At 59.1% G+C, this 26170-nt stretch carries 20 protein-coding genes; 3 read left to right on the forward strand and 17 right to left on the reverse strand.

Annotated features, from left to right (window positions below):
- Window positions 1-15: 15 nt before the first annotated feature.
- From cpsG to CYR32_RS09580, 11 genes are all read right to left on the reverse strand, one after another.
- Complete coding sequence (gene cpsG / locus CYR32_RS09530; protein ID WP_101824159.1) at window positions 16-1389, reverse strand: phosphomannomutase CpsG; 1374 nt, start codon at window positions 1387-1389, stop codon at window positions 16-18.
- A gap of 88 nt (window positions 1390-1477) precedes the next feature.
- Window positions 1478-2932, reverse strand: coding sequence for a mannose-1-phosphate guanyltransferase (cpsB, locus tag CYR32_RS09535; RefSeq protein WP_101824160.1), 1455 nt, complete (start codon window positions 2930-2932; stop codon window positions 1478-1480).
- 18 nt (window positions 2933-2950) lie between these two features.
- Window positions 2951-4105 (reverse strand): glycosyltransferase family 4 protein, encoded by a 1155-nt coding sequence (locus CYR32_RS09540; RefSeq protein ID WP_101824161.1) that lies wholly within the window; start codon window positions 4103-4105, stop codon window positions 2951-2953.
- Window positions 4095-5102, reverse strand: a complete 1008-nt coding sequence (locus CYR32_RS09545; protein WP_101824162.1) for a glycosyltransferase family 4 protein — start codon at window positions 5100-5102, stop codon at window positions 4095-4097. Before CYR32_RS09545 ends, CYR32_RS09540 begins: the two co-directional genes overlap by 11 nt.
- On the reverse strand, window positions 5095-6333 hold the full coding sequence (locus CYR32_RS09550) for an O-antigen ligase family protein (protein ID WP_241523798.1): 1239 nt from the start codon (window positions 6331-6333) through the stop codon (window positions 5095-5097). The genes CYR32_RS09545 and CYR32_RS09550 overlap by 8 nt, the downstream gene beginning before the upstream one ends.
- Entirely contained in the window at window positions 6330-7499 is a 1170-nt protein-coding gene (locus CYR32_RS09555; RefSeq protein ID WP_101824163.1) for a glycosyltransferase family 4 protein, read from the reverse strand. Before CYR32_RS09555 ends, CYR32_RS09550 begins: the two co-directional genes overlap by 4 nt.
- A 46-nt stretch (window positions 7500-7545) precedes the next feature.
- On the reverse strand, window positions 7546-8130 hold the full coding sequence (locus CYR32_RS21990; RefSeq protein WP_101824164.1) for an acyltransferase: 585 nt from the start codon (window positions 8128-8130) through the stop codon (window positions 7546-7548).
- 28 nt (window positions 8131-8158) lie between these two features.
- Window positions 8159-8992 (reverse strand): glycosyltransferase, encoded by an 834-nt coding sequence (locus CYR32_RS09565; protein WP_101824165.1) that lies wholly within the window; start codon window positions 8990-8992, stop codon window positions 8159-8161.
- A gap of 136 nt (window positions 8993-9128) precedes the next feature.
- Window positions 9129-11306, reverse strand: a complete 2178-nt coding sequence (gene wzc, locus CYR32_RS09570; RefSeq protein ID WP_101824166.1) for a tyrosine-protein kinase Wzc — start codon at window positions 11304-11306, stop codon at window positions 9129-9131.
- 12 nt (window positions 11307-11318) lie between these two features.
- A complete protein-coding gene (locus CYR32_RS09575) occupies window positions 11319-11753 on the reverse strand; it encodes an arsenate reductase/protein-tyrosine-phosphatase family protein (protein WP_101824167.1) in 435 nt (144 codons plus the stop codon).
- A gap of 5 nt (window positions 11754-11758) precedes the next feature.
- Window positions 11759-12892 (reverse strand): polysaccharide export protein, encoded by a 1134-nt coding sequence (locus tag CYR32_RS09580; RefSeq protein ID WP_101824168.1) that lies wholly within the window; start codon window positions 12890-12892, stop codon window positions 11759-11761.
- A 1130-nt stretch (window positions 12893-14022) separates the two neighbouring features.
- On the opposite strand from CYR32_RS09580, the gene CYR32_RS09585 reads away from it, so the two are divergent.
- Window positions 14023-15609 (forward strand): TerC family protein, encoded by a 1587-nt coding sequence (locus CYR32_RS09585; protein ID WP_101824169.1) that lies wholly within the window; start codon window positions 14023-14025, stop codon window positions 15607-15609.
- Window positions 15610-15663: 54 nt separating this feature from the next.
- On the opposite strand, the gene CYR32_RS09590 is transcribed toward CYR32_RS09585, so the two are convergent.
- The 5 genes from CYR32_RS09590 to udk form a co-directional block, all read right to left on the reverse strand.
- On the reverse strand, window positions 15664-16752 hold the full coding sequence (locus CYR32_RS09590; RefSeq protein ID WP_101824170.1) for an acyltransferase family protein: 1089 nt from the start codon (window positions 16750-16752) through the stop codon (window positions 15664-15666).
- Between the two features lie 243 nt (window positions 16753-16995).
- Window positions 16996-18348: an anaerobic C4-dicarboxylate transporter DcuC gene (gene dcuC, locus CYR32_RS09595; protein ID WP_101824171.1), complete on the reverse strand. Its 1353-nt coding sequence runs from the start codon at window positions 18346-18348 to the stop codon at window positions 16996-16998.
- A gap of 294 nt (window positions 18349-18642) precedes the next feature.
- The gene (asmA, locus tag CYR32_RS09600) at window positions 18643-20484 is read right to left on the reverse strand and encodes an outer membrane assembly protein AsmA (RefSeq protein ID WP_101824172.1); all 1842 of its coding nucleotides are present in this window, start codon (window positions 20482-20484) and stop codon (window positions 18643-18645) included.
- Between the two features lie 36 nt (window positions 20485-20520).
- Window positions 20521-21102: a dCTP deaminase gene (gene dcd, locus CYR32_RS09605; protein WP_101824173.1), complete on the reverse strand. Its 582-nt coding sequence runs from the start codon at window positions 21100-21102 to the stop codon at window positions 20521-20523.
- A 28-nt stretch (window positions 21103-21130) separates the two neighbouring features.
- The gene (gene udk, locus CYR32_RS09610; RefSeq protein ID WP_101818105.1) at window positions 21131-21772 is read right to left on the reverse strand and encodes a uridine kinase; all 642 of its coding nucleotides are present in this window, start codon (window positions 21770-21772) and stop codon (window positions 21131-21133) included.
- Window positions 21773-22075: 303 nt separating this feature from the next.
- On the opposite strand from udk, the gene CYR32_RS09615 reads away from it, so the two are divergent.
- Window positions 22076-22729 carry a phosphatase PAP2 family protein gene (locus CYR32_RS09615; RefSeq protein ID WP_101824174.1) on the forward strand — a complete coding sequence of 218 codons (654 nt, stop codon included), beginning with the start codon at window positions 22076-22078 and terminating at the stop codon, window positions 22727-22729.
- A gap of 67 nt (window positions 22730-22796) precedes the next feature.
- Here the strand turns inward: CYR32_RS09615 and apbC are convergent, their stop codons facing one another.
- Entirely contained in the window at window positions 22797-23909 is a 1113-nt protein-coding gene (gene apbC / locus CYR32_RS09620) for an iron-sulfur cluster carrier protein ApbC (protein WP_101824175.1), read from the reverse strand.
- A gap of 159 nt (window positions 23910-24068) precedes the next feature.
- Between apbC and metG the strand changes: the two genes are divergently transcribed.
- Window positions 24069-26099, forward strand: a complete 2031-nt coding sequence (gene metG, locus CYR32_RS09625) for a methionine--tRNA ligase (protein WP_101824176.1) — start codon at window positions 24069-24071, stop codon at window positions 26097-26099.
- Window positions 26100-26170: the final 71 nt, after the last annotated feature.

Genomic DNA, 26170 nt, shown 5'->3' on the forward strand with positions numbered 1-26170 from the left:
CAAGCCAAGTAAAAATTAATTCCGTAATAGTTTTAATATTTCTTCGGTTTTTTCATTCATCAGCGCGGTATTACGGCGTGACTCCACGTTCAGGCGCACCACCGGCTCGGTGTTGGAGCTGCGCAGGTTGAAGCGCCACTCTGCATACTCCAGGCTGATGCCGTCGGTCTGGTCGATGTTCAGCGCGTCCGGCGCGAAACGGTCGTACACGCGCTGGATCGCCTCTTTCGGGTTGGCGATCACGCTGTTGATCTCGCCGGAGGCCGGGTAGGCTTCCATGCGGTCAGAGACCAGGTCACCCAGCGATTTTTTCTTCAGGCAGAGCAGCTCTGCCACCAGCAGCCACGGGATCATGCCGCTGTCGCAGTAGGCGAAATCGCGGAAGTAGTGGTGCGCGCTCATCTCGCCGCCGTAGATGGCGTCTTCTTTGCGCATACGCTCTTTAATGAACGCATGGCCGGTTTTGGACATCACCGGCTCGCCGCCCGCGGTGGTGACGATGTCCACGGTGTTCCAGCTCAGGCGCGGGTCGTGGATGATTTTTGCGCCCTTCTCTTTCTCCAGGAACGCCTGGGCCAGCAGGCCGACGATGTAGTACCCCTCGATGAAGCGGCCCTTCTCGTCGAACAGGAAGCAGCGGTCGAAGTCGCCGTCAAAGGCGATGCCCATGTCGGCGTTGTGCGCCAGCACGGCGGCGGTGGTGTCTGCGCGGCACTCCGGCAGCAGCGGGTTAGGGATGCCGTTCGGGAAGTTGCCGTCCGCCTCGTGGTGCACCTTGATGAACTCCACCGGCACGCCGGCCGCCTTGAAACGCGCTTCGATGGCGTCAACCACATGGCCCGCCGCGCCGTTGCCGGAGTTGACCACCAGCTTCAGCGGCGTGAAGTTTTCCAGGTTCACGTAGCCCATCAGGTGCTCAATGTACTCGTTCAGCAGGGAACGCTGGGTGTAGCTGCCGCGCTTCGCCGGGTCAACCGGGGCGAAGTCGTTGGCCTCTGCCAGGCGCTGCACGTCACGCAGGCCGGTGTCGCCGCTGATCGGTTTGGCGTTCTCACGCACCAGCTTCATGCCGTTGTAGTTCATCGGGTTGTGGCTGGCGGTAACTTCAATGCCGCCGTCGATGCCCAGGTGGAAGGTGGCGAAGTAGATCTCTTCCGTGCCGCTCAGGCCGATGTCGATCACATTGGTGCCGGCGTCCTGCAAGCCTTTGGCCAGGGCCAGTTTCAGCCCTTCGCTGGTGAGACGCACATCCCCGCCGACCACAATGGTGTCCGGCTTCAGATATTCCCCATAGGCACGCCCGATCCGGTAAGCAATATCCTCATTAAGTTCTTCACCTAATTGACCGCGAATATCGTAGGCTTTAAAGCATGACAATGAAGTAGGCATATACATTTCCTTGAGCATAATATCCCACACCGGCGTGCCGTACCCGGCACGCCCTGGTGAATAATAAATAAAGAGTAAAAAGGGCTATTTACACCCGGCCGTAATTATCCTGGAAACGGACAATATCATCCTCTTCCAGATAGGCGCCCGAGCGTACTTCAATTAAGTCCAGCGCAATTTTGCCGGGGTTTTCCAGTGAGTGGGTTTCACCCAGCGGAATATAGATTGATTCATTTTCCGTCAGGATAAATTGCTCTTCGCCTTTGGTGACTTTCGCCGTGCCGGCCACCACCACCCAGTGCTCAGCACGGTGATGGTGCATCTGCAGGGAGAGTTTCTCACCCGGTTTTACCGTGATGCGTTTTACCTGGTAGCGCGCACCGGCGTCGATGGAGTCATATTTGCCCCACGGGCGGTAGACTTCGCGGTGGATGTGGTGCTCCTGGCGGCCGGCGGATTTGATCTTCTCAACGATCTTCTTCACATCCTGCACCTGGTTGACGTCGGCAATCAGCACCGCGTCTTTGGTCTGCACCACCACCAGGTTCTGTACGCCCACGGTGGTCACCAGGCTCGACTCGGCGAAGACGTAGTTGTCCTGCGAGTTGTGGCTGATGACGTCGCCCTGATGCACGTTGCCGAGGTCGTCTTTGTCGCTGATCTCCCACAGGGAAGACCAGGAGCCGACGTCGCTCCAGCCTGCGTCCATCGGCACCACGATGGCGTCCTGGGTTTTCTCCATCACCGCGTAGTCGATGGACTCATCCGGGCAGCGCAGGAAGGCGTCGACGTCCACGCGCACGAAGTCGAGGTCCGGGTCGATGGTGCCGACCGCCTCGGCGCAGGCGCTGCTGATGTCCGCACGGAATTTGTTCAGCTCTTCCAGGTAACGGCTGGCGCGGAACAGGAACATGCCGCTGTTCCAGTAGTAGTGGCCGCTCTCCAGGTAGCTTTGCGCGGTGGCCAGGTCCGGTTTCTCACGGAAGTCTGCCACGCGGAACGCGACGTCATCCGGTGCGTTGACCGGGTTGTCCAGCGCCACGGCTTCGCCGCGCTTGATGTATCCGTAGCCGGTTTCCGGGCCGGTCGGCACGATGCCGAAGGTCACCAGTTTGCCTTCCTGCGCATACGGGATGGCGTCGGTCACCGCTTTCTGGAACGCCGCGGTGTCTTTGATCACGTGGTCGGCGGCCAGCACCAGCATCAGCGGGTCTTCATCCGCGCCTTCCGCCTGGTCTACCGTCAGGGCAGCCAGCGCGATGGCCGGGGCGGTGTTGCGGCCGGCCGGCTCCAGGATGATGTTTTTGGTCAGTTTGCCCATTTCACGCAGCTGTTCCGCCACGATAAAACGGTGTACTTCGTTGCAGATCACCACCGGGTTCTGGCAGCTCAGCCCATCCAGACGCTTCAGCGTGGATTGCAGCATGGTCTCGTTGCCGTTCAGGTTCAGGAACTGCTTCGGGTAGAGGATGCGGGATAAGGGCCACAAACGGCTGCCGGAGCCGCCTGCCATAATCACTGGATAGAGTTTCGTTGAGCTCATGAGATTTTCCCCTTACACCTAGTAAATGATCTTTTTGGATTCGTTGAACGCCTGCCATTTGGCATCGACGTATTGCTGCATCTCCTGACGGAAACGCGCTTCAGAAAACTTGGTGGCATTGAGCCGGCAGTCCGCGGCGGTGATGGCGTCACGGTTCTGCTCAAAGCGTTCAACGGCGGCCACCAGGCTCGGCACGGTCTGCGCGTCAAAGAACAGGCCGGTCGGCCGGGCAACGCCCAGCGGGCGCACGGTTTCCAGCGCCCCACCCTTGCCGAAGGCGATCACCGGTGTGCCGCAGGCCTGCGCCTCGACCGGGGAGATGCCGAAATCTTCCTCGGCGGCAAACACAAACGCCTTGGCGCGGCGCATGTAGTCCACCAGCGTGGCGTCATCCTGGAAGCCCAGGATTTCGATGTTGGGCTTGGCCAGGCGTTTCACCTTCTCCATCTCGCTGCCGTCGCCGATCACCACCAGTTTTTTGTCCGGCATGGCGGCAAAGGCTTCGACGATCAGGTCCATACGTTTGTAAGGCACCATGCGCGAGGCGGTGAAGTAGAACTCTTCTTTGTTCTCGTTCAGCGTAAAGCGATCAACGTTTACCGGCGGATAGATCACATCCGCTTTGCGGCCGTACACCTTGTGGATACGGCGGGCAATAAACTGCGAGTTGCCGATGAAATGGTCGACACCCTTGGCGGTGCGGTAGTCCCACAGGCGCATCTTGTGCAGCAGGTACTTGGCCAGCGAGCCTTTCATGCCCTTGTCCAGCCCGGCACCGCGCAGGTACTGGTGCTGGAGGTCCCAGGCGTAGCGGATCGGCGAGTGGACATAGCTGATGTGCAGCTGGTCCGGGCCGGTCAGCACCCCTTTCGCCACCGCGTGGGAGCTGGAGAGCACCACGTCATGGGAGGAGACGTCGAGCTGCTCGATCGCCAGCGGCATCAGCGGCAGGTAGTTCTGGTACTTCTTCTTCACCCGCGGCAGGTTCTGCGCGAAGGTGGTGGTGGCGCGTTTGTTGCCGATTTTCTGGCGGTCTTTGTCAGACAGGAAATCGATCACGGAGTAGAGGTCCGCGTCCGGGTAGATCTGCACCAGTTCGCTCAGCACCTTTTCGGCCCCGGCGTAGGTCACCAGCCAGTCGGTCACAAACCCGACGCTATAGTTATTTTCCATTGTGTTCCTCGGCAAGCACGTCATTCAGGGCGTTCCTGACTTTCTCAGCGGTTTTTTCCCACGAAAACTTCTTCGCCTGAATGAATCCTTTCGCAATCAGTTTTTCCCGCAACGCCTCATTAAAATAGAGCTGATTCATTGCAGTTGAAATATCATCCACATCCAGTGGGTTCACCAAAATAGCCGCATCGCCCGCCACTTCCGGCAATGAGGTGGTATTAGAGGTAATCACCGGGGTGCCGCAGGCCATCGCTTCAATGACCGGCAGGCCAAACCCTTCATACAGCGACGCAAATACCAGGCCGCTGGCGCTCTTATAGAGAGAAGGCAAATCTTCCAGGGCGACAAAGTGGGTAAAATGCACCCGGTCTGTCACCTTTAATTTTTCCATTAAGGTGGTCAGCTCTTCACTCGGCTTGCCGGTAAATACCAGCTTTACCTCCGGCGGTAAATTCGCCTTGCTGAAGGCTTCCAGTGTCCGCAGCTCGTTTTTGTGGGCTTTACGGTTACTGACACACAGGAAGTATTTGAAGTCGACATTATAAGGTTTTACATCAACATTAAAACTTTCTGATACGCCATTACCGACGTTAATGACCTTATTAGGATTAATACCACTCCACTCCACAATGCGTCGCTTGGAAAATTCTGAAACGGTCAGGATTTTTTTGGCTTTTTTACAGCCGTTACGAATAATCACCTGATAAAACAACCGTTTGAACTTACTGGAGTTTTCCGGGCGATCCAGGTGGTTCAGGTCATGCACCGTAAACACATAAGGAATTTTCGAAAACAGCGGCGGGATATATCCCGGGAAAAAGATCACATCACCGCGTTTTGACAGGCTGGCCATCGCCGTTTTTAACGTATCCGCCGGGGAAACCGGCTTGCCGGAAAAATTCGCGCTCTCGAATTTATTTATCCGGTTGATCTCATCTGCGAAAGTACCAATGCCGCCGGAACCGTCCCATCGGTTATCGAAAATAATCCTACTCATTAGTCATCTCTCTGCGATAGACACTATAAAACCCGAGGTATAACCACGGATACACCATATATAACTGCGCACCGAGTAAAAACGGCAGAACGAACAGGACAAAAAACACCATGCCCATTTCATCAAATTTGAAATACCGGATTGTGGCGATTAAAAACAGGATTACCCCTATTGCGCCATTCTCAATCATCAGGTTGAAAAATCCGCCCAGGCCGGTTAAATCCCAGCCCGGCACCACCGGGAACGGCCCGCGGTATTCAGAGTTATTACGCACCAGGGAATAGGCACCCAGCCCGACGCCGATATAAGGATTGTCTGAAATAATATTCGGGCCGATATAGGTCGCGGCAATACGCCCCATCACCAGCGACGGGTCATTGCCGCGCAGCGCCAGCACCTCGTTCAGGTTGCTCAGGTCATCCACGTAGTTTTCCGCCACCTTGTACATCACCGCGCCGCCGAGCAGCACGCCCACCAGCATCAGGGTGGAGAAGCGGAACACATTTTTCGGGTTGATGAAGCTGCGCAGGAACGGGTAGCGGAAGGTCATCGCCAGGAAGCCGAACACCACCGCGCCGACGATCCCCGCCTTGGACTGCGACAGCAGCAGCGCCACGGCAAACATCGCCAGGAAGAGTTTGCGCTTCAGGAACATCAGCTCCAGCAGCAACAGGGTACTGATGTAGAGGCCATAGGGGCCGCCCTCGACGTAGAAGCCGCGCATACGGTGCGTCGGGCCGTAGGAGACCAGTTTGCTGCCGGCGGCGACGTCCACCATAAACAGCGCAAAGATCCCGAGCAGGATGATACCGTTATAGTTCAGGAACTTGCGCACGATGTCCGTGTAGGACAAGCCGTTGTTACGGTAGAAGTTAAACGGCAGGCAGGCCACCACCAGGCAGAGCACCAGCTCCACGAAACGCACCAGCGAGATGATGTATTTGCTTTTCAGCCCGCCGTAGTTGGAGAAGTAGACGTCGGTGGTCGCCCCTTTGAACAGCGAGAGCAGCATCAGCAGCACAAACACCACCAGGAACACCAGCAGCTTGGTCTCAATGCGGCGGATAAAGAACGGGAACAGGGAGATCGCCATCAGCTCCCACACCTTGACCGGCCCCAGCGCCACGTCAGTGAGCTGGCAGGCGATGGCGGTAAAGAATATAACAATGCTGGAAATCGACAGGCCGCGGCTGTTTCCCATGGTCATGGCCCGTGAGCTGCTCATCATCATAGACGTTCTTCTTTTATTGTTGAGTTGACGGAGTGACCGGCATTCAGGGTCTGGCGGCTCGCCTGCCCCTTGCCGGTGCGGCGCGTGGCCTCCGGCTGACGGGCGGTGATGCCGAGCTGTGTGCTGACATAGTCAGAAATTTTCACGGCCAGGGCGGCCGGCTCATCGGCCGCGTCTTCCGGGCCATACACCGCAGAGGCGGGCAGGTAATCTTTCATGCCGTCACGGCGCGACGCGATGATCGGGATGTTGCGCTTCTGCGCCTCCAGCATCACCAGCGGCACCCCCTCAAACTGCGACGGGATGACGATGAAGTCCGCCTCGGTGGCGTAAGGCCACACCGGGCTGACCCAGCCGAGGAAGCGGAAGCGCACGTTGTCCGGCAGCGTGGCAGCGCGCGCTTTCAGCGCCTCCAGGTCGGGGCCGTCACCGGCCACCACCACCTCAAAGGTCACCGGCAGGGAGCCGAGGCGCGCCAGCGCATCGGCCAGCACATCCTGCCCTTTCTGGCGGAAGCTGACGCGGCCCGGCATCAAAATGCGCACGGTGCCGGGCTGCGGCGTGAAGGTATAGCCGGTGCCGCGGATCTCGGCAGCCGGCGGCACCGGCACAAAGTTCGGCAGCACGCGCACCTGCGCCTGCGGGTTCCAGCGGCGCAGGTCGTCGGCGAAGCAGGCGGAGATGGTGATGTAGCGTTGGCAGCGTTTGTAGGCCACCGCGCCCAATGCATCTTTTACCCCGGCCAGTTTTGCCCCCATTTTGCTGAAGCTGTGGGCGTACGGGATGTAGGAGATCACCGGGAGCTTCTGGCGCGCCGCCATATTGACGAACACCGACCCGAGTTCGATGTCGCCCTGGATCAGCACAATGTCATCGACCTGCGGGGCGAGCTTTTTCAGGAAGCGGGCCGCCCGGGCGCGCAGGCTGAGGTTGAAGAAGGCGTGCAGGATCTCCAGTTTCTGGTGGCGCACATCGTGCTGCTGGTAAGGGATCTGCGCCTGATCCAGGATCGCCATCAGCTTCTGGTTATCATCCGGCACAAAGCAGACCAGCTTCAGCCCTTTCTGCCGAAGTTTTTTAATGTGCTCGACCGCCATCAGTTCATGGCCGCCGACAATGGCGGCAGTGAAAACGATCGCAATGTGACGATTTTTTAGCGTTGGCATACGGCGTAGCAGCCCTGTGAGTTATCAGAAAAAATGCAGTAACGGATTACGCGTGAACCGGGCGCTGGCTGACCACTTTGGCCGGCACCCCGGCGACGATGCTGTAGTCCGGGACGTTTTTGGTCACCACGGCACCAGAGGCAATCACGCAGCCGTTGCCGACCCGTACCCCCGGCAGGATCACCGCACCGGCCCCGATCCAGACATCATCCCCGATGGTGACGGAGGTTTTGGTGTTGTCCCACAAAGCATCTTTCATGTACTCGGTGGTATTTATTTCATGGTTACTGGCGATCATGCTCACATATTGGGAAATAATGCATTTCTTGCCGATAATAATTTCCCCGCCCGACGCCCGAATATTGTTATATTCGTTAATAGCCGTATCCTCACCAATTTCAATACGGCTGCGGACGCCTTTTTTCGCCATCTCATCGGAACAGGTAATCACACTGCCTTTTCCGACCGAGACGCCGGGCTTCAGCGTCAATATATTGTCCGGCCCGGTAAATACCGTGGCGGATTTATCAATCCGCACCCGGTTGGCGCGCATCTTTGCCCGGAAGCCAAGATGGGACAGATAGTTCAGCGCATCCTTCACCATCAGAAGAATGAAATAAATCAGACTCATTGTTATTCCTTGCGCACGCGCGTTCTGGTTACATCAATATTTTGCGGGCCTGGTATTTAATGACGTTCACCACATTACCCGGGTAGCAGACCTGCATTAAATCCTGCATGGAGAGGCGTTCATCGCGCGCCATTTTGTAGTTGAACAGCAAGTTTTTGCGGTGCGCCGGTTTCAGCAGTTTGCGGTGTTTGGTCACGAACTGGTTGTAGCCGATCTCCAGCTTGTTGCTCTTGGTAATGCGGCCGAACTCATGCTCCAGGTGCTGGATGTAGGTGGCTTCGCAGATGTTGTACCCTTCCCCGTAGCGCGCGCCCAGGCGGACCCAGGTGTCGTAATCCTGCCAGGCTTTGAAGCTCTCATCGAAGCCGCCAATCGCACGCAGATAATCGGTTTTGGTAAAGACCTGGCTGCCGACGATGTTCTGGTATAACAGGGAGTCCAGCCGGATATGGGTAACTTTATTAAAGCCTACTTTCTGGTGCTTACCGAAATTAAAGATGATGCCTGAACTTAAATAGGGGTATTTATGGCGCTCAAAGAATTTAACGAATTTCTCAATGCGCTCCGGCAGGAATTCATCGTCGTCATCCAGGCCGGTAATATAGTGGCCGGTGGCGGCGTTAATCCCTAAATTACGGGCGGCACAGGCGCCTTTCGGCGTCTCATTTTTCAGGTAGACGATATTGTCATGCTGCGCCTGATAACGCTCAACCAATTGCTGGGTGTCATCTGAGGAGCCGTCATCACAAATCAGAATTTCCACATTCTTGTAGGTCTGGTTAATTACCGACTTAATAGCCCGCTCCAGCAGCGAAGACCGGTTGTGCGTCGGAATATACACGGACACGCGTTTTTCGTTCATAGTTTCACTCTCTGCTCTTGGTGCGTCTTAATTATGACTCATCAGCCCGGCGCTTTGCGGCCCGATGGCGTAACCCTGGCAGTACAGCCCGATGGTATTCAGAAGAGGGGGCAGCCGCCTGGCTGCCCCGGGGTGCTTACTGCTTGGCAGACTTGTACTCGTATTCGTAATAGCCGTAATCACCGTAGTAATTGCTGGCTTTCTTGATCACGGAGTTCAGGATAACGCCCTTGATCTCAATGCCGTTCTGCTCAAAGCGGTTGATACTGACTTCAATCTCTTTCAGGGTGTTGACGCCATAACGGGCCACCATCAGCGCCGTACCGGCTTTGCGCCCGACAATCGCCGCATCCGTCACCGCCAGTACCGGCGGGGTGTCGATCAGCACGATGTCGTAGTTGGCGCTGGCCCAGTTCAGCAGCTCGTCAAAGCGCTCATGCATCAGCAGCTCGGACGGGTTCGGCGGCACCTTACCGCGGGTGATGATGTCAAAGTTCTCCACACCGGCGCTCTTCACCGCATTCTGGATGCTGCTCTGGCCGGAGAGGATGTCGGAGAGGCCGCTGTTGTTCGGCACGCCGAGCAGGTCATGGGTGTAGCCTTTGCGCATGTCGCCGTCGATGATCAGCACGCGTTTTGCCGTCTGCGCCACCACCACCGCCAGGTTGGTACAGACGAAGGTCTTACCAATGGACGGGCTGGCACCGGAGATCATCAGGATGTTGTTTTTCGCTTCCAGCATGGCGAAGTGCAGGCTGGTACGCAGGCTGCGCACGGCTTCTACGGCCAGGTCGGTCGGGTTGCCCATCGCCAGCACGCCGGCGGCCTGCTCTTTGCGTTTGGCATTTTTCAGGCCACCGGCAAAGATTTCGCGGTCTTTCTTCTGCTGCCACTCAGAGAGCGGGATGCTGGCGTAGACGTTGATGCCTGCCTCTTCCAGCACGGTCGGGCTTTCGATGCCGCGGTAGAGCAGGATTTTCACCACAATCCAGAAGATGGAGACAATCAGCCCCAGCATAATGGCGATGATGATGATCAGGATCTTCTGCGGTTTGACCACGCCCGGCTGGGTCAGCGCGTTATCCACGATACGCACGTTGCCCACGGTACTTGCCTTGGTGATGCTCAGCTCCTGCTGTTTGTTCAGCAGCTGCATGTAGACTTCCTGGCCGGCCTGCACGTCACGGGTCAGGCGCAGGATCTCCTGTTGGGTCTCCGGCATGGAGCTGACGCGTTTGTTCAGGTTGGCTTTCTCTTTCTCCAGCGTCTGGCGTTTCTCCAGCAGGGTGCGGTACGCCGGGTGGGACTTGGTGTACAGCTTGGAGATCTCCGCCTCACGGAACGTCAGCTCGTTCAGCTGGCCTTCCAGGCCGACCATCTGGTCCAGCAGCGCCTTGGTCTCCAGGGACATGTCCACCGAGTCGTTCTGCTGGCGGTAGCGGTTCAGCTTGTCTTCTGCCGCGTCCAGCTTGCCGCGCACCTGCGGCAGTTGCTCACGCAGGAAGGCCAGGCTTTTTTCCGCTTCAGCCGATTTGCGCTCCACGTTCTGCATCAGGTAGTTGTTGGCGATGCTTTCCAGGGTCTTCTGGGTCAGGTCCGGGTCCGCGCCGGTCAGGGAGAGGTTCAGCACGCCGGTGTCACGGCCTGCATCCTCAATCACCAGCTGGTTCTGGATCTGCTTGATGGCAGAGATTTCCGGGCGTTTGACGATGTCGAAACGGGTGCCCGGCTCCGCCTTCACGTCGCTGACCAGCAGGCTGAAGTCGCCCTGGGTCGCCAGCTGGCCAACTTCACCCTTCAGCACTTCACCGTCATCGGTAGAGAGCACGAAGTGTTTGCTGTCGGTCAGTTCCAGCTCCAGCTTCTTATTCATCCATACCGTCGGCACGCTGAAACGGGACACGGCGATCTCGGCCGGTTTCTGGCCGGTGATGCGCGCCCAGCCGCTGCCGAACACCGGGAAGTGGTGCTCCTGCACCTGGGTGTCCAGGTTCAGGTCAGCCACGGTTTTCCCCAGCACCATACGGGACTGGATCAGCTGGATTTCCGCATCGGAACCCGGCTTGGCACCCGGCATGATGCTGTCCAGGTTGTCCATGATCGCGTTACCGACCGTGGACTCCACCTGTACCATGGCATCCGCTTTGTAGATAGGCGTCGCGAACAGGGTATAAATAATGCCGATAACGGCGAACAGGGAGGTAATCCCGATGATCAACCAGCGGTGATCCAGCAGCGTACCAAGGAGCCTGCCCAGGTCGATTTCGTCATTGCCGCCCATGTGGCTTGATTGAACTTTATTTTTCACAGACATCTTATTCCCTGATTAGCTAGTAAGTGCTTTTGCCCATTTCTGAGCCGCATCATCAAGTAAACGGTATACGGACTCGAACGCTTCACGACTCTTTCTGTACGGGTCCGGGATATCGCGCTGATTGTCCCAGTGCCCGAAAAGCATCGTTTTGCCCCGTACCTCGGGCGCCAGGTTCGTTACCGCGTCAATATGCTTTCGTTCCATGACCAGAATTAAATCAAATTCTCTGCACAGGGAGGCGGTAAGCTGCCGGGCAGTGTGACCCTCAAGGTGCAATCCATGTTCTTCGGCCACCAGCCTGGCCTGCGCATCGGCAGGTTTCCCTGCCAGCGCGGACAACCCGGCAGACTGGATGACTTTATTGTCGGTATAGCGGCGCAATAACCGTTCCCCGGTCGGGGAACGGCAGATATTGCCCACGCACACCACCAAAACAGAATTAAACATCTGGCTTACCAATCCTTAATGTCATGCACCGTATCGGTCATGTAACGGACGCTGTTGATGGTTGGCAGCAGCTGGTTGATCAGGCGGTTCCAACGGACAATCGGTGCGGCGGTCACATACACAATGTCGTACGGCTGCAGCTGGAACTCGGTACCGAGCACCATGCTGGAGGCGTCAGAGGTGTTGAGCTGGTAGATGTTCGCCAGCTTGCTGCCCTCAGCGCCGCGGGTCGGACGGATGACGAAGATGCCGGTGGCGTTGGCCACGGTCTGGTCAACACCCTGGGCGTTGCCCAGCGCTTCCGTCAGCGTCATGCCGCTGCGGTCCATTTTCAGGGTGGACTGTTTCACCACTTCACCCATCACGAAGACTTTCAGGTCGTCATTACGCGGCACGAACAGAATGTCACCCGGGTAGAGCAGGCGGTTCTGGCCGAGGTTGCCGTTCTGCATCAGGGCCTGCAGGGAGATACGCTCCTCGCGGCCGTTGTGCGTCAGCACCACGTTGCGCCAGTCCGCGTCAGCCGTCAGGCCGCCGGCGGCGTTGATGGCGTCGAGGATGGTCAGCGGCACGTTGGTGATCGCCTGCTGGCCGGAGGTGCCCACTTCGCCGGACACATAGACTTTCTGTGAACGGAACGAGGCGATGCTGACATCCACCTGCGGGCTTTCAACGAACTGCGCCAGGCGGCGTGAGATCTCGTCGCGGATCTGGGTCACGGTACGCCCGACCACCCTCACCCGGCCGATGTACGGGTAGAAGATGGTGCCGTCAGCGTGCACCCAGTTGCCGGTATCGCTGGCGCTGCGGTATGTCCCTGCCGGCGTGGTCAGCTCCGGGTGGTCCCAGACGATGATGTTGAGCACGTCGCCCACACCCACGCGGTATTGATAGTTGGCCAGCTCAGTCTGCAGGCCGGGATTTTGCTGTGCAACCAATGGGCGGACCCGCATCTGCTCCACCAGCTTCGGTGTGAGCGGATAGACATTGACCAATTTGTCGATGTCGTAATCGGCGTCATCCTGTTTGACTACCATTTTCCCACTGGTCGAAAGGGTCTGACCAGGAATGACGGCACAACCACTGATCAGGGTGATCGATACCAAAAGCGGTATCAGTTTTAATTTTCTTTTAGCCATTGAATTATCATCACTGTCGCTGATTTTCTGAAAAGGACGTATTCCGCCGCCCCTGATAAAGTCACTGCTTAACCCTTCAAAGCCCCAAGCGTGTAGTAGACGCATCTGCTCATTGGCATCGCGTAATATGCGTTGAATCCTTTATGAAAAGAGGTGTATTGATGACCGTACTATAACGATCTTTATCAAACATTCATCTGTAGAATGCGTTTGGTTAACCGATTTCATATAAACTGCTTATCAATTTCACCCGAATTCACTTCTGCTGTTTCTCTGCCGGGAAGTTAACCCCGCCGGGAATCAGGTTCCGCATGCGGATAACCCGGAAAGAGCATCATGGCGGAAGTAAAGAGTATTGACGTTAGGAATGGTCTATTTATTTGCTCACTCCCCGACAATATCGCGGTGCTGAACAGTTGACCTTCCCTTCATCCGGACACGCTACCGCCCTTGGCTTACAGCTACCAATGTACTGGGGGGAGAGCGCCATTAACCGGTGGCCGGTTTCCCCCCGCTGGCGGGTGGTGAAGGCGTGGTCAGTGGTATTGCACAAATGATAGCCTTGTCACAGAACCGACAATTTATCGTCATCATTTACGCAATGGGTGGAACACGATATATAAATTGTGTCTAAGATTCTTATACTATTGAGGAGGTGTTACAAGCCTGTTGTAGCCCTCAGCTATTCTTTTAGGAATAAGACTACCCCCCCTATTTCTCCACTTTTTTTTCAGGCGATTTTTTAACCATCACAAGCTTGATTATTAAGCTTTTTCCGATTCTAAACCCTGGCTTTCTGTTATTTTTCTCATAAAGCAAGCAACAGATAAAAAAAGCCTGCAATTCAGATTAATCAGATTGCTCCTTATTAATTCCCCTCTCTTTCCTGGCCAGCCCGCTAATTACGGCCCCCGCAGCGCATAAAATTAGGATTATCCTTAGGCTTATTTTCAGTTTTACGCGCGAAATTACCCTGATTAATCGCATGTCCTGGCGTTTATGGGCAAACATTAGCCAACCCTATGGTAAAAAGCGGCCGCTTCCGGGATTTAAAGTTGAATTTTATGGTGTCGGCTTACATTATTCCCTGTGCGGTATATGCCGTGAAACGATTAGGGTGTTAACAGTTTATGGAATGGATCGCTGATCCAACAATTTGGGCCGGCCTGGCAACGCTGGTGGTGCTTGAGATCGTCCTCGGCATCGATAACCTGATATTTATTGCCATCCTGGCGGAGAAAGTGCCGCGCAAGCAGCGTGACCGTGCGCGGATTACCGGCCTGTTGCTGGCGTTGGTGATGCGCCTGCTGTTGCTGGCCTCTATCTCGTGGCTCTCTACCCTCACCCAGCCGATGTTCAGTGTGCGCGGCCACGGCTTCAGCGGCCGTGACCTGATCATGCTGATAGGCGGGGTCTTCCTGCTGTTCAAGGCCACGGTAGAGCTGAATGAGCAGCTGGAAGGGAAAGACAGCGAAAGCGGCAACAACCGCAAGGCGGCCCGTTTCTGGCCGGTGGTGGCGCAGATTGTGGTGCTGGACGCGGTCTTCTCCCTGGACTCGGTGATCACCGCCGTGGGCATGGTGGATCACCTGCCGGTGATGATGCTGGCGGTCTGTATCGCCATCGGCCTGATGCTGCTCGCCAGCAAGCCGCTGACCCGCTTTGTGAACGCGCACCCGACGATTGTGATCCTCTGCCTCAGCTTCCTGCTGATGATCGGCTTCAGCCTGATTGCCGACGGCTTCGGTTACCACATTCCCAAAGGTTACCTCTATGCGGCGATCGGCTTCTCAGTGCTGATTGAAGCACTGAACCAATTGGCGCAGTTTAACCGCCGCCGGTTCCTCTCCTCGCACCGCTCCCTGCGCGAGCGCACCGCCGAAACGGTGCTGCGGATGCTGGGCGGCCGCCATGACGACGCCGAGCTGGACAGCCACGCGCCCGGCAGCGCCGACCAGGGCGGCGAGGTGCAGGAGGTGTTCAACGAGCAGGAGCGCCGGATGATCGAGCGGGTGCTCGGCATGGCGCAGCGCACCGTGAGCAGCATCATGACCTCACGCCACGACGTGGAGAGCCTGGAGCTGAATGACCCGCCGGAAGCGCTGGCGGAGCAGCTGACGCGCAACCAGCACACGCGGCTGGTGGTGACGGAAGACAGCGCGGCCGATGAGCCGCTGGGCGTGGTGCACATCATCGACCTGCTGCGGCAGAAACTGACCCAGCCGGATCTGGACTTGCGGGCGCTGGTGCGCCAGCCGCTGATCTTCCCGGAGCAGCTTTCGCTGCTGATGGCGCTGGAGCAGTTCCGACAGGCGCAGACCCACTTTGCCTTTGTGGTGGATGAGTTCGGCTCGGTCGAAGGGGTGGTGACGCTCACAGACGTGATGGAGACCATCGCCGGTAACCTGCCGGTGGCGGGCGAGGACAACGACCCGCGCCACGACATCCAGCAGCTCGACGACCGCACCTGGGTCGCCAACGGCTATATGCCGCTGGAAGATCTGGCGCTCTACATCCCGGTGCCGGTGGATGAGAAGCGGGAATACCACACGCTGGCGGGCTTGCTGATGGAGTATGCGCAGGCGATCCCGCAGCAGGGTGCCACGCAGCAGATCGGGGATTACCTGTTTGAGGCGCTGGAGGTGAACAGCCACCGCATCACCAAAGTGAAAATCACGGCACCGCTGCAACCGGTAGAAGAGGATTACGAAGTGTGAAAGCGGGCGGTGCCGGACTGCGGCACCGCCCGCTTTTTCTGAAGGTGTTCCGCGTTACGGCAGCTTGGCCAGCGCCGGCACAGGTTTTATCATGCCCGGGTACTGGAACAGCGCCCGCCCTACCCCGCGGTTGATCAGCCGCCAAATCCCCAGTGAGAGACAGACCGACAGCGCCACGCCCACAAACGGGAAGGCCAGCAGCCATACGGCGGAGAAGCTCCAGCTCTCAAAGGCGTGGTAGTGAACCAGCGCCCCGACGACGCAGACCGCAATTACTTCCGTGACAATCTTGTGGATCACATAGACCTGAAGGGTATTTTTCCCCAGCCAGTTCAGGCTGTTGGGCGTCATCCGCGCGTTCACCTCGCGGCAGATCACCACACAGAGCACAATGGCGATAGCACAGTGGAAAATACTTTTATTCATGCCGAAGTGGGCGTGCAGCAGCGCCAGCGGCAGGGCCACCAGCAACACGCCCAGCACATGGCGGCGGTGCTGCAGGAATTCCACCACCTGGCGGCCATAAAAACAGCCGACGCAGAAGTAGAGCGCATTCTGCGCCACGCTGTTCGGGCCCCAGCCCGGCAGCAGGCCGCGCGCCGCCACATAGTTCGCCGCCACGCCCAGCAACAGCAGGGAGAGCATGTTGTTTTTAAACAGCTTGCAGACCACAAAATAGATCGCCAGCGCGTAGAGATACCAGGTGTTGGCCATCGCCGTGAGGCTATACACCACAAACTGGTTGAGCGAATCGGCATAGGAGGTGCCGACCATGTTCTTCACCCCCCACTGGTCAAAAGAGAGATAGTGGTTGATGAACGACACCAGCGCCCACTGGATCAGGCACCACAGCACGTAGACATAAAGCAGGTTGACCACGCGCTTGGTGAAGACCTCACGCCAGGTTTTGCGCAGCACGGCGCTCGCCGCCAGCAGGCCGGAAATGAAGAAGAACGAGGGCATCCGCAACGGCGTCAGGTGGGCATTGAGCGTCAGCCACCACTGCCCGAGGGCGCTCTCTTCGCCGATGATACCCAGCGAGGGAATAAAGCTGGTTAACATGAGGTGGTGCAGTATCACCAGCAGAATACAGGCGCCTTTCAGCGTGTTAATCCACTGGATCTCACGATCGTTTCCACTCATAACATACCCCCCGGTATCACTGCCGCGCCGGATTGGCCCAACGCTGTAAAAAGATAAAAGTGCCAGATGACAGGCAAAAGAAAACTCAAAAATAATATTGGCGTGGCCGGAAAAATGTCGAGTGAAATAGCGGCAGGGCACAGTGAGATTATAAATTTTTCACTTTAAAAAGCAGAGAAGTCTGAATCTTTACAAAACTAGCGGGCAGCTCATTACTCTCATTTTCTGCCCGCCTTTTCACCTTTACTGTAAGGGAATCAATAACTCTGTGGCGATGATGACCACCGCCAGCCCGGTCAGCACCGGCACCGATGTCCGTTTCACCACTTCAAAAGGTGAAATTTTAGCCATACCCGCCACCGCGACCACCACACCCGACACCGGGGACAGGGTGCGGCCCAGATTCGAGGCCTGTAACATCGGCACCGCCAGGTAAGCGGGGCGGATGCCCAGCTGCGCCGCCAGTTGCGGGATCAGCGCCACAAAGGCGTAGAACGGCGCATTGCCTGAGCCGGTGGTCATTGCGGCCAGCATGGTAATCACCACCAGTACCAGCATCATCACCAGCGCCCCGCCACCGAACGCGTGCGCCAGCCCAATCAGCCCGCTGATAAAGCCCACGGTACTCAGGCCGTGGGCAAATACTCCGGCTGCCACCAGCAGGATCACCACGTTGGCAAAAGCGTCCGCCATGCCGCGCCAGGCGCTCTCCAGCCCGCGGAACACCGGCTGCGCCGCCCGGTGGCGGATAAACTCAATCAGTGCCGTCATCGCCAGGCAGAGGATCAGCACGGTAATAATGTGCAGTTCCGGCCCCCAGCGGCCGTCAAACAGCAGCACGCCCAGAATCGGCGTAAACGGCAGGATGGCGTAGACGCGCGGCGCATCGGCGGTGATGCCGGCCGGCGTGAGCGGTGCCTCCTGCCCCGCCGGGGCGCGCCGGTCGAGCCAGCGCTGCCAGAAAAAGTGGGCCACCGCCATGCTGATAATCGCCACCACGGACACCGGCAGCGTGGTGCTGAAGGCAAACTGCACCAGCGGCATCTGCGCCGCTTTGGCCGCCACCACCACATCGCCGGAGGTGGGCGACAGGATAATTGCCGCCGGTGAGGCGCAGATCGCTGCCGCCGCCCCGCGGCTGATGCCGACATTCACCATTAGTGGGAACAGCGTCGCCATCAGCAGCACCCCCAGCCCGGTGGCGGACGAGACCGCCAGCGACATCAGGCAGGCCATAAAATAGGCGGCAATCATCAGCAGATAGGGCGAGTTGATTTTTTGCAGCGGCGTTGAGGCGAGTTTCACCACCACGTCATTGGCACCGATGTGGGTCATGTAGGCGGCAAAACCGCACAACACCATAATCATCATCCCCAGATCGCCGCCGCGGCTCATCAGCAGGGTTTTGATGTACTCCGCCACATCCAGCGCCTGCCAGCCGGTGGTGCCCTCCGGCAGCACCGTTTTGCCCATCAGGGCGCTGAGCAGCAACAGCAGCACCCCGCCGGTCAGCAATACCCCGCTGGCCGGATACCCTTTAATGATGTACCGGCCCACGCCCACCGTGACCACCAGCCCGACTGCCAGATCCAGCATACCCTTTCCCCCATCCTGTTTGGCCTGCGCAGCTTGATTGCCGCGCCCGAATAAAACAGGCGGGACTGTGCCGAAAGCCCGCGCAAAAGGCGCTGACTTTCGTCAACCTTTCCCGTAACAGAGGGATTGCCCTGCAAAAAATAACTGGGGAAGCCGCGCAGGCGTAATGAGGAAGAAAGAGGAAGAAAGATGAGGAAACAAAATGAGGAAGAAACCAGGGGAAACACCACAGAAAAGGGCGGCAGCCAGAGCCGCCGCCTTCCGGAAGCCGGGGCGCAGGCGCGCCCCGTAGGGTCAGTCGCGGTTGAGCAGTTTATTCAGCGGCTTGTTCTCCCGATCGCCGCTGTTTCTTTCTGCCCAGTTTTTCAGGGCGCGCCTCGCCTCCTGTTGCAGTTGCTTGCGCAGCACCTGATCCACCTGCAGCTGGTAATTGAGCTGCTGCCACGGGCCGTAGATGCGCAGCGGCACCGACGTGCGGCTCAACGTCTCAATCAGGCTGCTGTTGTCGCCGTGCCAGCCGCCGGTGACCTGTGCCGCCAGGGTGACGTCACACTGCTCGGCGGCCAGGCTCAGGGTACCGCCGCCGTTCAGCGTCAGCAGCGGCGAAGAGGCCTGAAGGTTGCTCAGGGTCAGCACGCCGTTTTTCAGGTCACCGTGGGACTGTAACTGATCCACTTCAGTGTAGCGCTCATAGCGCTCCTGCCCCCGCACGCCGCCGTTGTTGCGGGCCACCGCCTGCTGGATCAGCTGCTGCACGTTCAGGCCGTGCAGCCGGGCATTCTGCATCGACATATCCGCCTGTCCCTGCCAGCGCTGGTTCACATCATCGCTGGTCAGCCCCTCGCCCGACACCGCGCCGGTCAGGGAGAAGCGGCCGGTCAGCGCTTCCGGCAGGCCATAGGCGCGCAGCACCGGCCCCAGCTCTACCTGATTCAGCACCGGCGAGAGGCTCAGGCGCAGGCGGCTGCCGGTGGCATCCAGCGTGCCCGGCAGGGAAAACGTCCCCTGCCCCAGCGTGCCGCTCAGGGCCGCCAGCGCCACCTTGCCGCGCTGGTTATCCGCCCGGAGGTCAAACTGCGTCACTGCCAACCCGCGGTAGGTCACCGCAGCGGCCTTCAGCGCCAGCTGGGCGTTGAAACCAGTCAGCATCGCCAGCTCATTCGGGTGCGCCAGCACATCCCGGGAGATCACCGGCGCGAAGCTGGTGGTCTGGCCCTGCTGTTGCGGGTTGTTGGCGGCAGGCGTCCAGCCGGTCAGGGCATCAATGTTCAGGCGGTCAGCCTGCAGATCGGCCCGGTAACGCGGCACTTCGCCCAGTTCGGCCGCAATCTCGCCGCGCAGCTGGCTGTCATTGGCGGAGAGCACCAGCTGGCTGAGCGTGAGTGAGGCGGGCGACTGTTGATAGGCCGCCTGCAACGTGCCCTGCCCTTTGATGCCCCCGGCAGGCAGGCCGACCCCCTCGAGCTGGTAGTCGAGCTGGTCAATCTTGCCGGAGAGCGCCTGCGGGAAGCGCGACATGTCCGCCTGCCCGGAGAGGGAGAACGTCAGATCGCGCTGGTCACGGTTGATACGGCTGGAGAAGCTGATCGCCGCCTGGCGGTGGTCGCGCTGGGAGAGCGAGAGGTTGATGTCACGGACGTTGATCGGGTTGTCATCGCCGCGCTGCCAGATGAGCAGGCTGTCGGCGACGTTGAGTTCGTCGATGTCATACTTCCAGTGCACCGGCTCCGCCGGTTCCGGCCGGCCGCCGGGCGCGACGGGCGCATCCTCCTGCGGCCGGGCTTCGCTCTCCGGCGTCAGGCGGATCACACCGTTTTTCAGCATCACCTGCTTTACCGCCAGCTGGTGGGAGAGCAGCGGCCAGAGCTTCACATCGAGGCGCATGTTGTCGGCGCTGACCACCGGGGCCTGGGCGCCGGGGGCAGTGAGCGTCATCGGCCCGGCGATAATGCTGAGCTGCGGCCACACATGCCAGCGCAGCTCACCGTTCAGCGCCAGCTGGTAGCCGCTTTTCTGCTCCACCTGCTGCACCATGTAATGACGGAAATCGTTCGGATTAACCAGCAATACCAGGGCAGTCATGCCCGCCACCAGTACCAGCAGCAAAATAGCCAACGTTGTCAGTAATCTTCTCATGCCTTCCTCATTGTGATGCCGCGCCCCGCTCCGGAATCAATCCTTGTCAATCCGGCTGGCGACCGCGCCCTGCTGGTCGCGGTATTTGGCATCTTCGCGACGGTTATAGGGCCTCGCGGCCGGGCCGGAGAGCGGTTCAAAACTCAGTGCGCCAATCATCATGCCGGGGCGCAAGGCCAGGGGTAACTTACCCGAATTATAGAACTCTAGTACAATCCGCCCCTGCCAGCCCGGGTCGATGCGGTGTGCCGTCACGTGGACCATCAGGCCGAGGCGCGCCAGCGAGGAGCGGCCATCCAGCCAGCCCACCAGGTCAGAGGGCAGCGTCACCGACTCCAGCGTCACCGCCAGCGCCAGCTCGCCCGGGTGCAGGAAGAAGGCCTCGCCTTCCGGCAGCACAATCTCATCACTCATCACGCGGTCCAGGGCGGCGCTCACCTCATCCTTGGGGCCGCTCAGGTCGATATAGGGCGCAGTATGGCCGCGGAACACGCGGAACTGGTTGCCGAGGCGCACGTCCACGGTGGCCCCGCTGATGCGCTCTACCGGCGGACGCGGGGTAATTGCCAGGCGGCCGTCGTCCAGCCAGGCTTCAATGTCTCGGTCGCAGAGTCTCATGGGTTACTCCATTCAGGCGCGGGGAACGCTATTCAAAAAACTGGCTGATTTTGGCTTTCAGGATGTCGATGGCGATGCGGTTCTTGCCGCCGCGCGGCACGATGATGTCCGCATACTGTTTGGACGGCTCAATAAACTGCAGGAACATCGGGCGCACCGTTTTCTGGTACTGCTGCATCACGGAGTCCATCGAGCGGCCGCGCTCGTTGACGTCACGCTTCATGCGGCGCATCAGGCAGATGTCCAGCGGGGTGTCGACGAAGATAGAGAAGTTCATCTCCTGGCGCAGGCGGATGTCGGTGAGCAGCAGGATGCCCTCGACGATAATCACCTTCTTCGGCTTCAGGTGGACGGTTTCCGGCTTGCGGGTGTATTCCACATAGCTGTAGAGCGGCAGCTCAATCGGCTTGCCGGACTTCAGCATCTGCAGGTGCTGGAACAGCAGGTTATGGTCCATCGCGCCCGGGTGGTCGTAGTTAATCTGCAGGCGCTCTTCCATCGTCAGATGGCTTTGGTCTTTGTAATAACTGTCCTCAGGGATGACGCCGATGTGCTCGTCGCCGACCTGCTCGCGCAGCTCGCGGTAGAGGGTACTGGCGATAAGACTTTTACCTGAGGCGGAAGCGCCGGCGATACCGATAATGACGCATTGGTGGGGCTTGTCAGTCATAACTTTTAAAGACCTGATTCATAGTAGGAAAGGGCACACCCCGGCCGGGGCAGCGATCGCGGCAATTATAGGGAGTTAAAGGATCGGTTGCCAGCACTTAGGCGGCACGCCTGCCCGGCCTGCGGCCGGGATCGCAGCGTCAGGGTGCAACGTTCCGGGGGGCGTTACATTTTTAAGAACATTCATACTACTTATTAATGAGCGCATTACGTTAACATAACCCTTTACCGCCGACACCGGCACGTTCTCTGCACCGGGCAGATCCCTGCCGTGAGAATTTTATCTTTAGGGTGAGCACACCGCATGAACTGGCATTGGTTAACCTATTTCGGCGACAGCATGCTGCTGCTGCCCTGCGCGGCCCTGATCCTGCTGCTGTTGCTGGCTAACCCGGAAACCCGGCGCGCCACCTGGCAGTGGATGCTGCTGTTCGGCATCGCGGGCGGGCTGGTCTGCCTCTCCAAACTGGCGTTTATGGGCTGGGGCATCGGCAGCCGCCGCTTCGATTTCACCGGCTTCAGCGGCCACTCGGCGCTCTCGTCCAGCATCTGGCCGGTGCTGATGTGGATGCTGACCGGCCGGATGCCGCGCCCGGTCCGCATCGGGGCCATTACCGCCGGCTATGTGCTGGCGTTCTTCGTCGGCTATTCGCGCCTGGTGATCCACGTCCACTCGCCGGCGGAAGTGGTGGCCGGGCTGGCGCTGGGCTTTACCATCAGCACCACCTTCCTGATGCTGCAGACCTCCGCCACGGTGCCGCGCCTCTCTTACGGCCAGCTGGCGATGGCGCTGGTGGTGCCGCTGTTTTTGATCAACACCGGCAAAGTCGCCCCGACCCAGGGGCTGTTAGAGCGTATTGCCGTGGCGATCTCCCCGGCGACCCGCGCCTTTACCCGCGCCGACCTGCACCAGCTCAGCGTGCTGACGCCGCCCGCCGCGCCGCTCTCGCTGAAATAGCCCGATGGCGCGACGAAAAAGAGACAGCAAAAAGCCCGCCGGAGCGGGCTTTTTTTATGCGCCGGAATTACACAGCACGGAAGGCGATTTCCGTCGGGATCGGCTCGCCCTTCCAGTAGAGCGCGGCGGCGACGCGCCCGGCCAGCCGGCGGTAGAGTGCGGTCAGCTCGCCCTGCGGGTCGGCGATCACCGTCGGCTCGCCGCGGTCGAGATCCTCGCGCAGCGCGATGTGCAGCGGCATCTGGCCCAGCAGCTCGCAGTGGTATTTCTCCACCAGCTTCTCCGCGCCGCCGGTGCCGAAAATCGGCTCATGGTGGCCGCAGTTGCTGCAGATGTGCATGCTCATGTTCTCAATCACGCCCAGTACCGGCACATTGACCTTTTCGAACATCACGATGCCTTTCATCGCGTCTAAGAGTGCGATGTCCTGCGGCGTGGTGACCACCAGCGCGCCGGTCACCGGCACGTTCTGCGCCAGCGTCAGCTGGATGTCGCCGGTGCCGGGCGGCATGTCGAGCACCAGGTAATCCAGCTCCGGCCAGAGGGTGTCCTGCAACAGCTGCATCAGCGCTTTGCTCGCCATCGGCCCGCGCCACACCATCGCGTTCTCATCATCCACCAGGTAGCCGATGGAGTTGGTCGCCAGCCCGTGCGCCATGATCGGTGCCATGTGGGTGCCGTCCGGCGAGGTCGGGCGCTCATGCTGGGTGCCAAGCATCGCCGGCACCGACGGGCCGTAGATGTCTGCGTCCAGCACGCCGACTTTCGCCCCTTCCGCTGCCAGCGCCAGCGCCAGGTTCACCGCGGTGCTCGACTTGCCCACCCCGCCCTTGCCGGAGCTGATGGCGATGATATTGCGCACCCCTTTGATGCCGGGGCGGTCGCCGACGCGCTTGAGCGTCGTGATGTCATGTTTCAGCGTCCACTCCACCGCCCGTGCGCCGGTGGCCTGCATCAGCGGCGCGCTGGCCTGCTCCTGCAGGTCAAGGAACGCACTCTGCCAGGCGAACGGCATCTGCAGGTCGATATGCAGCACGCCGTCCAGCACCGTGCAGTGGTGCAGCGCCTTCAGCGTGACCAGGTCCTGCTGCAGCGTCGGGTGGGTAAAGGCGGCCAGCTCGCCGGTCACCAGGGCGCGCAGCGCCGCGGGGGTATTCTGCTCAGGGGATTTAGGGTTCATCCCGGCTCCTTAAACAATAACCAACGGAAAATAGTGCAAGCATATCAGATCCGCGCCGCCGCTGCCGCGCGCACCCGCAAGAAACCCACCTAGCGGCCTGCGCCGCGATCGGGTAACATCGAAGGCCCTTTTTCCTCATACAGAAACCAATTTCCCACTATGGCTCAAGTCGCGAAAAAATTATTGGTGACGTGCGCACTTCCGTACGCCAACGGCTCTATCCACCTCGGCCACATGCTCGAGCACATCCAGGCAGACATCTGGGTCCGCTTCCAGCGGATGCGCGGCCATGAGGTTCACTTCATCTGTGCGGACGACGCGCACGGCACCCCGATCATGCTGAAAGCGCAGCAGCTGGGCATCGCCCCGGAGCAGATGATTGCCGAGATGAGCCAGGAGCACCAACAGGATTTCGCCGGCTTTGACATCAGCTATGACAACTACCATTCGACCCATAGCGACGAAAACCGCGAGCTCTCCTCGCTGATCTACACCCGGCTGAAAGAGAACGGTTTCATCAAGAACCGCACCATCTCCCAGCTTTACGACCCGGAAAAAGGCATGTTCCTGCCGGACCGCTTCGTCAAAGGCACCTGCCCGAAATGCAAATCACCGGACCAGTACGGCGACAACTGCGAAGTCTGCGGCGCGACCTACAGCCCGACAGAGCTGATTGACCCGAAATCCGCTGTCTCCGGCGCGACGCCGGAAATGCGCGACTCCGAGCACTTCTTCTTTGACCTGCCCTCTTTCAGCGCCATGCTGCAGGCCTGGACCCGTTCCGGCGCGCTGCAGGAGCAGGTGGCGAACAAGATGCAGGAGTGGTTTGAAGCGGGCCTGCAGCAGTGGGACATCTCCCGCGATGCGCCCTACTTCGGCTTTGAAATCCCGGATGCGCCGGGCAAATATTTCTACGTCTGGCTGGATGCGCCGATCGGCTACATGGGCTCCTTCAAGAACCTGTGCGACAAGCGCGGCGACCTGGATTTCGACGAGTTTTGGAAGAAAGAGTCCACCACCGAGCTGTACCACTTCATCGGCAAGGACATCGTCTACTTCCACAGCCTGTTCTGGCCGGCGATGCTGGAAGGCAGCGGCTTCCGCAAGCCGACCAACCTGTTCGTGCACGGTTATGTCACGGTCAACGGTGCGAAGATGTCCAAATCCCGCGGCACCTTTATCAAGGCGGACACCTACCTGAAGCACCTGGATGCCGACTGCCTGCGCTACTACTATGCGGCCAAGCTCTCGTCCCGCATTGATGACATCGACCTGAACCTGGAAGATTTCGTCCAGCGCGTCAACGCCGACATCGTCAACAAGGTGGTGAACCTCGCCTCGCGTAACGCCGGTTTCATCAACAAGCGCTTTGACGGCAAACTGGCTGACACGCTGGCGGATGAGGCGCTCTACGCCACCTTTACCGCGGCCGCAGAGAGCATCGCCGAGGCCTATGCCGCGCGCGAATTCAGCAAGGCGATCCGTGAAATCATGGCGCTGGCCGACCTCGCCAACCGCTATGTGGATGAGCAGGCCCCGTGGGTGGTGGCGAAGCAGGAAGGGCGTGACGCTGACCTGCAGGCGATCTGCTCCATGGGCATCAACCTGTTCCGCGTGCTGATGACCTACCTGAAGCCGGTGCTGCCGGCCCTGACGATGCGCGCCGAAGCGTTCCTCAACACCCCGCTGACCTGGGAAGGCATCGCTTCCCCGCTGCTCGGCCATCAGGTGATGCCGTTCAAAGCCCTGTTCAGCCGTATTGATCTCGACAAGGTACAACACATGGTAGACGCTTCAAAAGAAGACATGGCGGCCGCAGCGGCCCCGGTGACCGGCCCGCTGGCGGATGACCCGATCCAGGAGACCATCACCTTTGATGATTTCGCCAAAGTGGATATGCGCATTGCGCTGATCGAACAGGCGGATGTGGTGGAAGGCTCTGACAAGCTGCTGAAACTGCAACTGGATCTCGGCGGCGAGAAGCGCCAGATCTTCTCCGGCATCCGCTCCGCCTACCCGGACCCGAAAGCGCTGGAAGGCCGCCTGACCATCATGGTGGCGAACCTCGCGCCGCGCAAAATGCGCTTCGGCATCTCGGAAGGCATGGTGATGGCGGCCGGCCCGGGCGGGAAAGAGATCTTCCTGCTCAGCCCGGACAGCGGCGCCCAGCCGGGTATGCAGGTGAAATAAGCCCTGCACGCTGAACGTTAATAAGCGCGGCCCCGGTGGCCGCGCTTTTTTTATGCCTTTCTCCCGCCCTG

It is taken from the genome of Chimaeribacter coloradensis, from assembly GCF_002858715.1.
Taxonomy (GTDB): domain Bacteria; phylum Pseudomonadota; class Gammaproteobacteria; order Enterobacterales; family Enterobacteriaceae; genus Chimaeribacter; species Chimaeribacter coloradensis.

What these genes read in the sequence shown, in the direction of transcription:
- cpsG (WP_101824159.1), bottom strand. Translation starts at nt 1,389, where the DNA reads ATGCCTACTTCATTGTCATGCTTTAAAGCCTACGATATTCGCGGTCAA.
- cpsB (WP_101824160.1), bottom strand. Translation starts at nt 2,932, where the DNA reads ATGAGCTCAACGAAACTCTATCCAGTGATTATGGCAGGCGGCTCCGGC.
- CYR32_RS09540 (WP_101824161.1), bottom strand. Translation starts at nt 4,105, where the DNA reads ATGGAAAATAACTATAGCGTCGGGTTTGTGACCGACTGGCTGGTGACC.
- CYR32_RS09545 (WP_101824162.1), bottom strand. Translation starts at nt 5,102, where the DNA reads ATGAGTAGGATTATTTTCGATAACCGATGGGACGGTTCCGGCGGCATT.
- CYR32_RS09550 (WP_241523798.1), bottom strand. Translation starts at nt 6,333, where the DNA reads ATGATGATGAGCAGCTCACGGGCCATGACCATGGGAAACAGCCGCGGC.
- CYR32_RS09555 (WP_101824163.1), bottom strand. Translation starts at nt 7,499, where the DNA reads ATGCCAACGCTAAAAAATCGTCACATTGCGATCGTTTTCACTGCCGCC.
- CYR32_RS21990 (WP_101824164.1), bottom strand. Translation starts at nt 8,130, where the DNA reads ATGAGTCTGATTTATTTCATTCTTCTGATGGTGAAGGATGCGCTGAAC.
- CYR32_RS09565 (WP_101824165.1), bottom strand. Translation starts at nt 8,992, where the DNA reads ATGAACGAAAAACGCGTGTCCGTGTATATTCCGACGCACAACCGGTCT.
- wzc (WP_101824166.1), bottom strand. Translation starts at nt 11,306, where the DNA reads ATGTCTGTGAAAAATAAAGTTCAATCAAGCCACATGGGCGGCAATGAC.
- CYR32_RS09575 (WP_101824167.1), bottom strand. Translation starts at nt 11,753, where the DNA reads ATGTTTAATTCTGTTTTGGTGGTGTGCGTGGGCAATATCTGCCGTTCC.
- CYR32_RS09580 (WP_101824168.1), bottom strand. Translation starts at nt 12,892, where the DNA reads ATGGCTAAAAGAAAATTAAAACTGATACCGCTTTTGGTATCGATCACC.
- CYR32_RS09585 (WP_101824169.1), top strand. Translation starts at nt 14,023, where the DNA reads ATGGAATGGATCGCTGATCCAACAATTTGGGCCGGCCTGGCAACGCTG.
- CYR32_RS09590 (WP_101824170.1), bottom strand. Translation starts at nt 16,752, where the DNA reads ATGAGTGGAAACGATCGTGAGATCCAGTGGATTAACACGCTGAAAGGC.
- dcuC (WP_101824171.1), bottom strand. Translation starts at nt 18,348, where the DNA reads ATGCTGGATCTGGCAGTCGGGCTGGTGGTCACGGTGGGCGTGGGCCGG.
- asmA (WP_101824172.1), bottom strand. Translation starts at nt 20,484, where the DNA reads ATGAGAAGATTACTGACAACGTTGGCTATTTTGCTGCTGGTACTGGTG.
- dcd (WP_101824173.1), bottom strand. Translation starts at nt 21,102, where the DNA reads ATGAGACTCTGCGACCGAGACATTGAAGCCTGGCTGGACGACGGCCGC.
- udk (WP_101818105.1), bottom strand. Translation starts at nt 21,772, where the DNA reads ATGACTGACAAGCCCCACCAATGCGTCATTATCGGTATCGCCGGCGCT.
- CYR32_RS09615 (WP_101824174.1), top strand. Translation starts at nt 22,076, where the DNA reads ATGAACTGGCATTGGTTAACCTATTTCGGCGACAGCATGCTGCTGCTG.
- apbC (WP_101824175.1), bottom strand. Translation starts at nt 23,909, where the DNA reads ATGAACCCTAAATCCCCTGAGCAGAATACCCCCGCGGCGCTGCGCGCC.
- metG (WP_101824176.1), top strand. Translation starts at nt 24,069, where the DNA reads ATGGCTCAAGTCGCGAAAAAATTATTGGTGACGTGCGCACTTCCGTAC.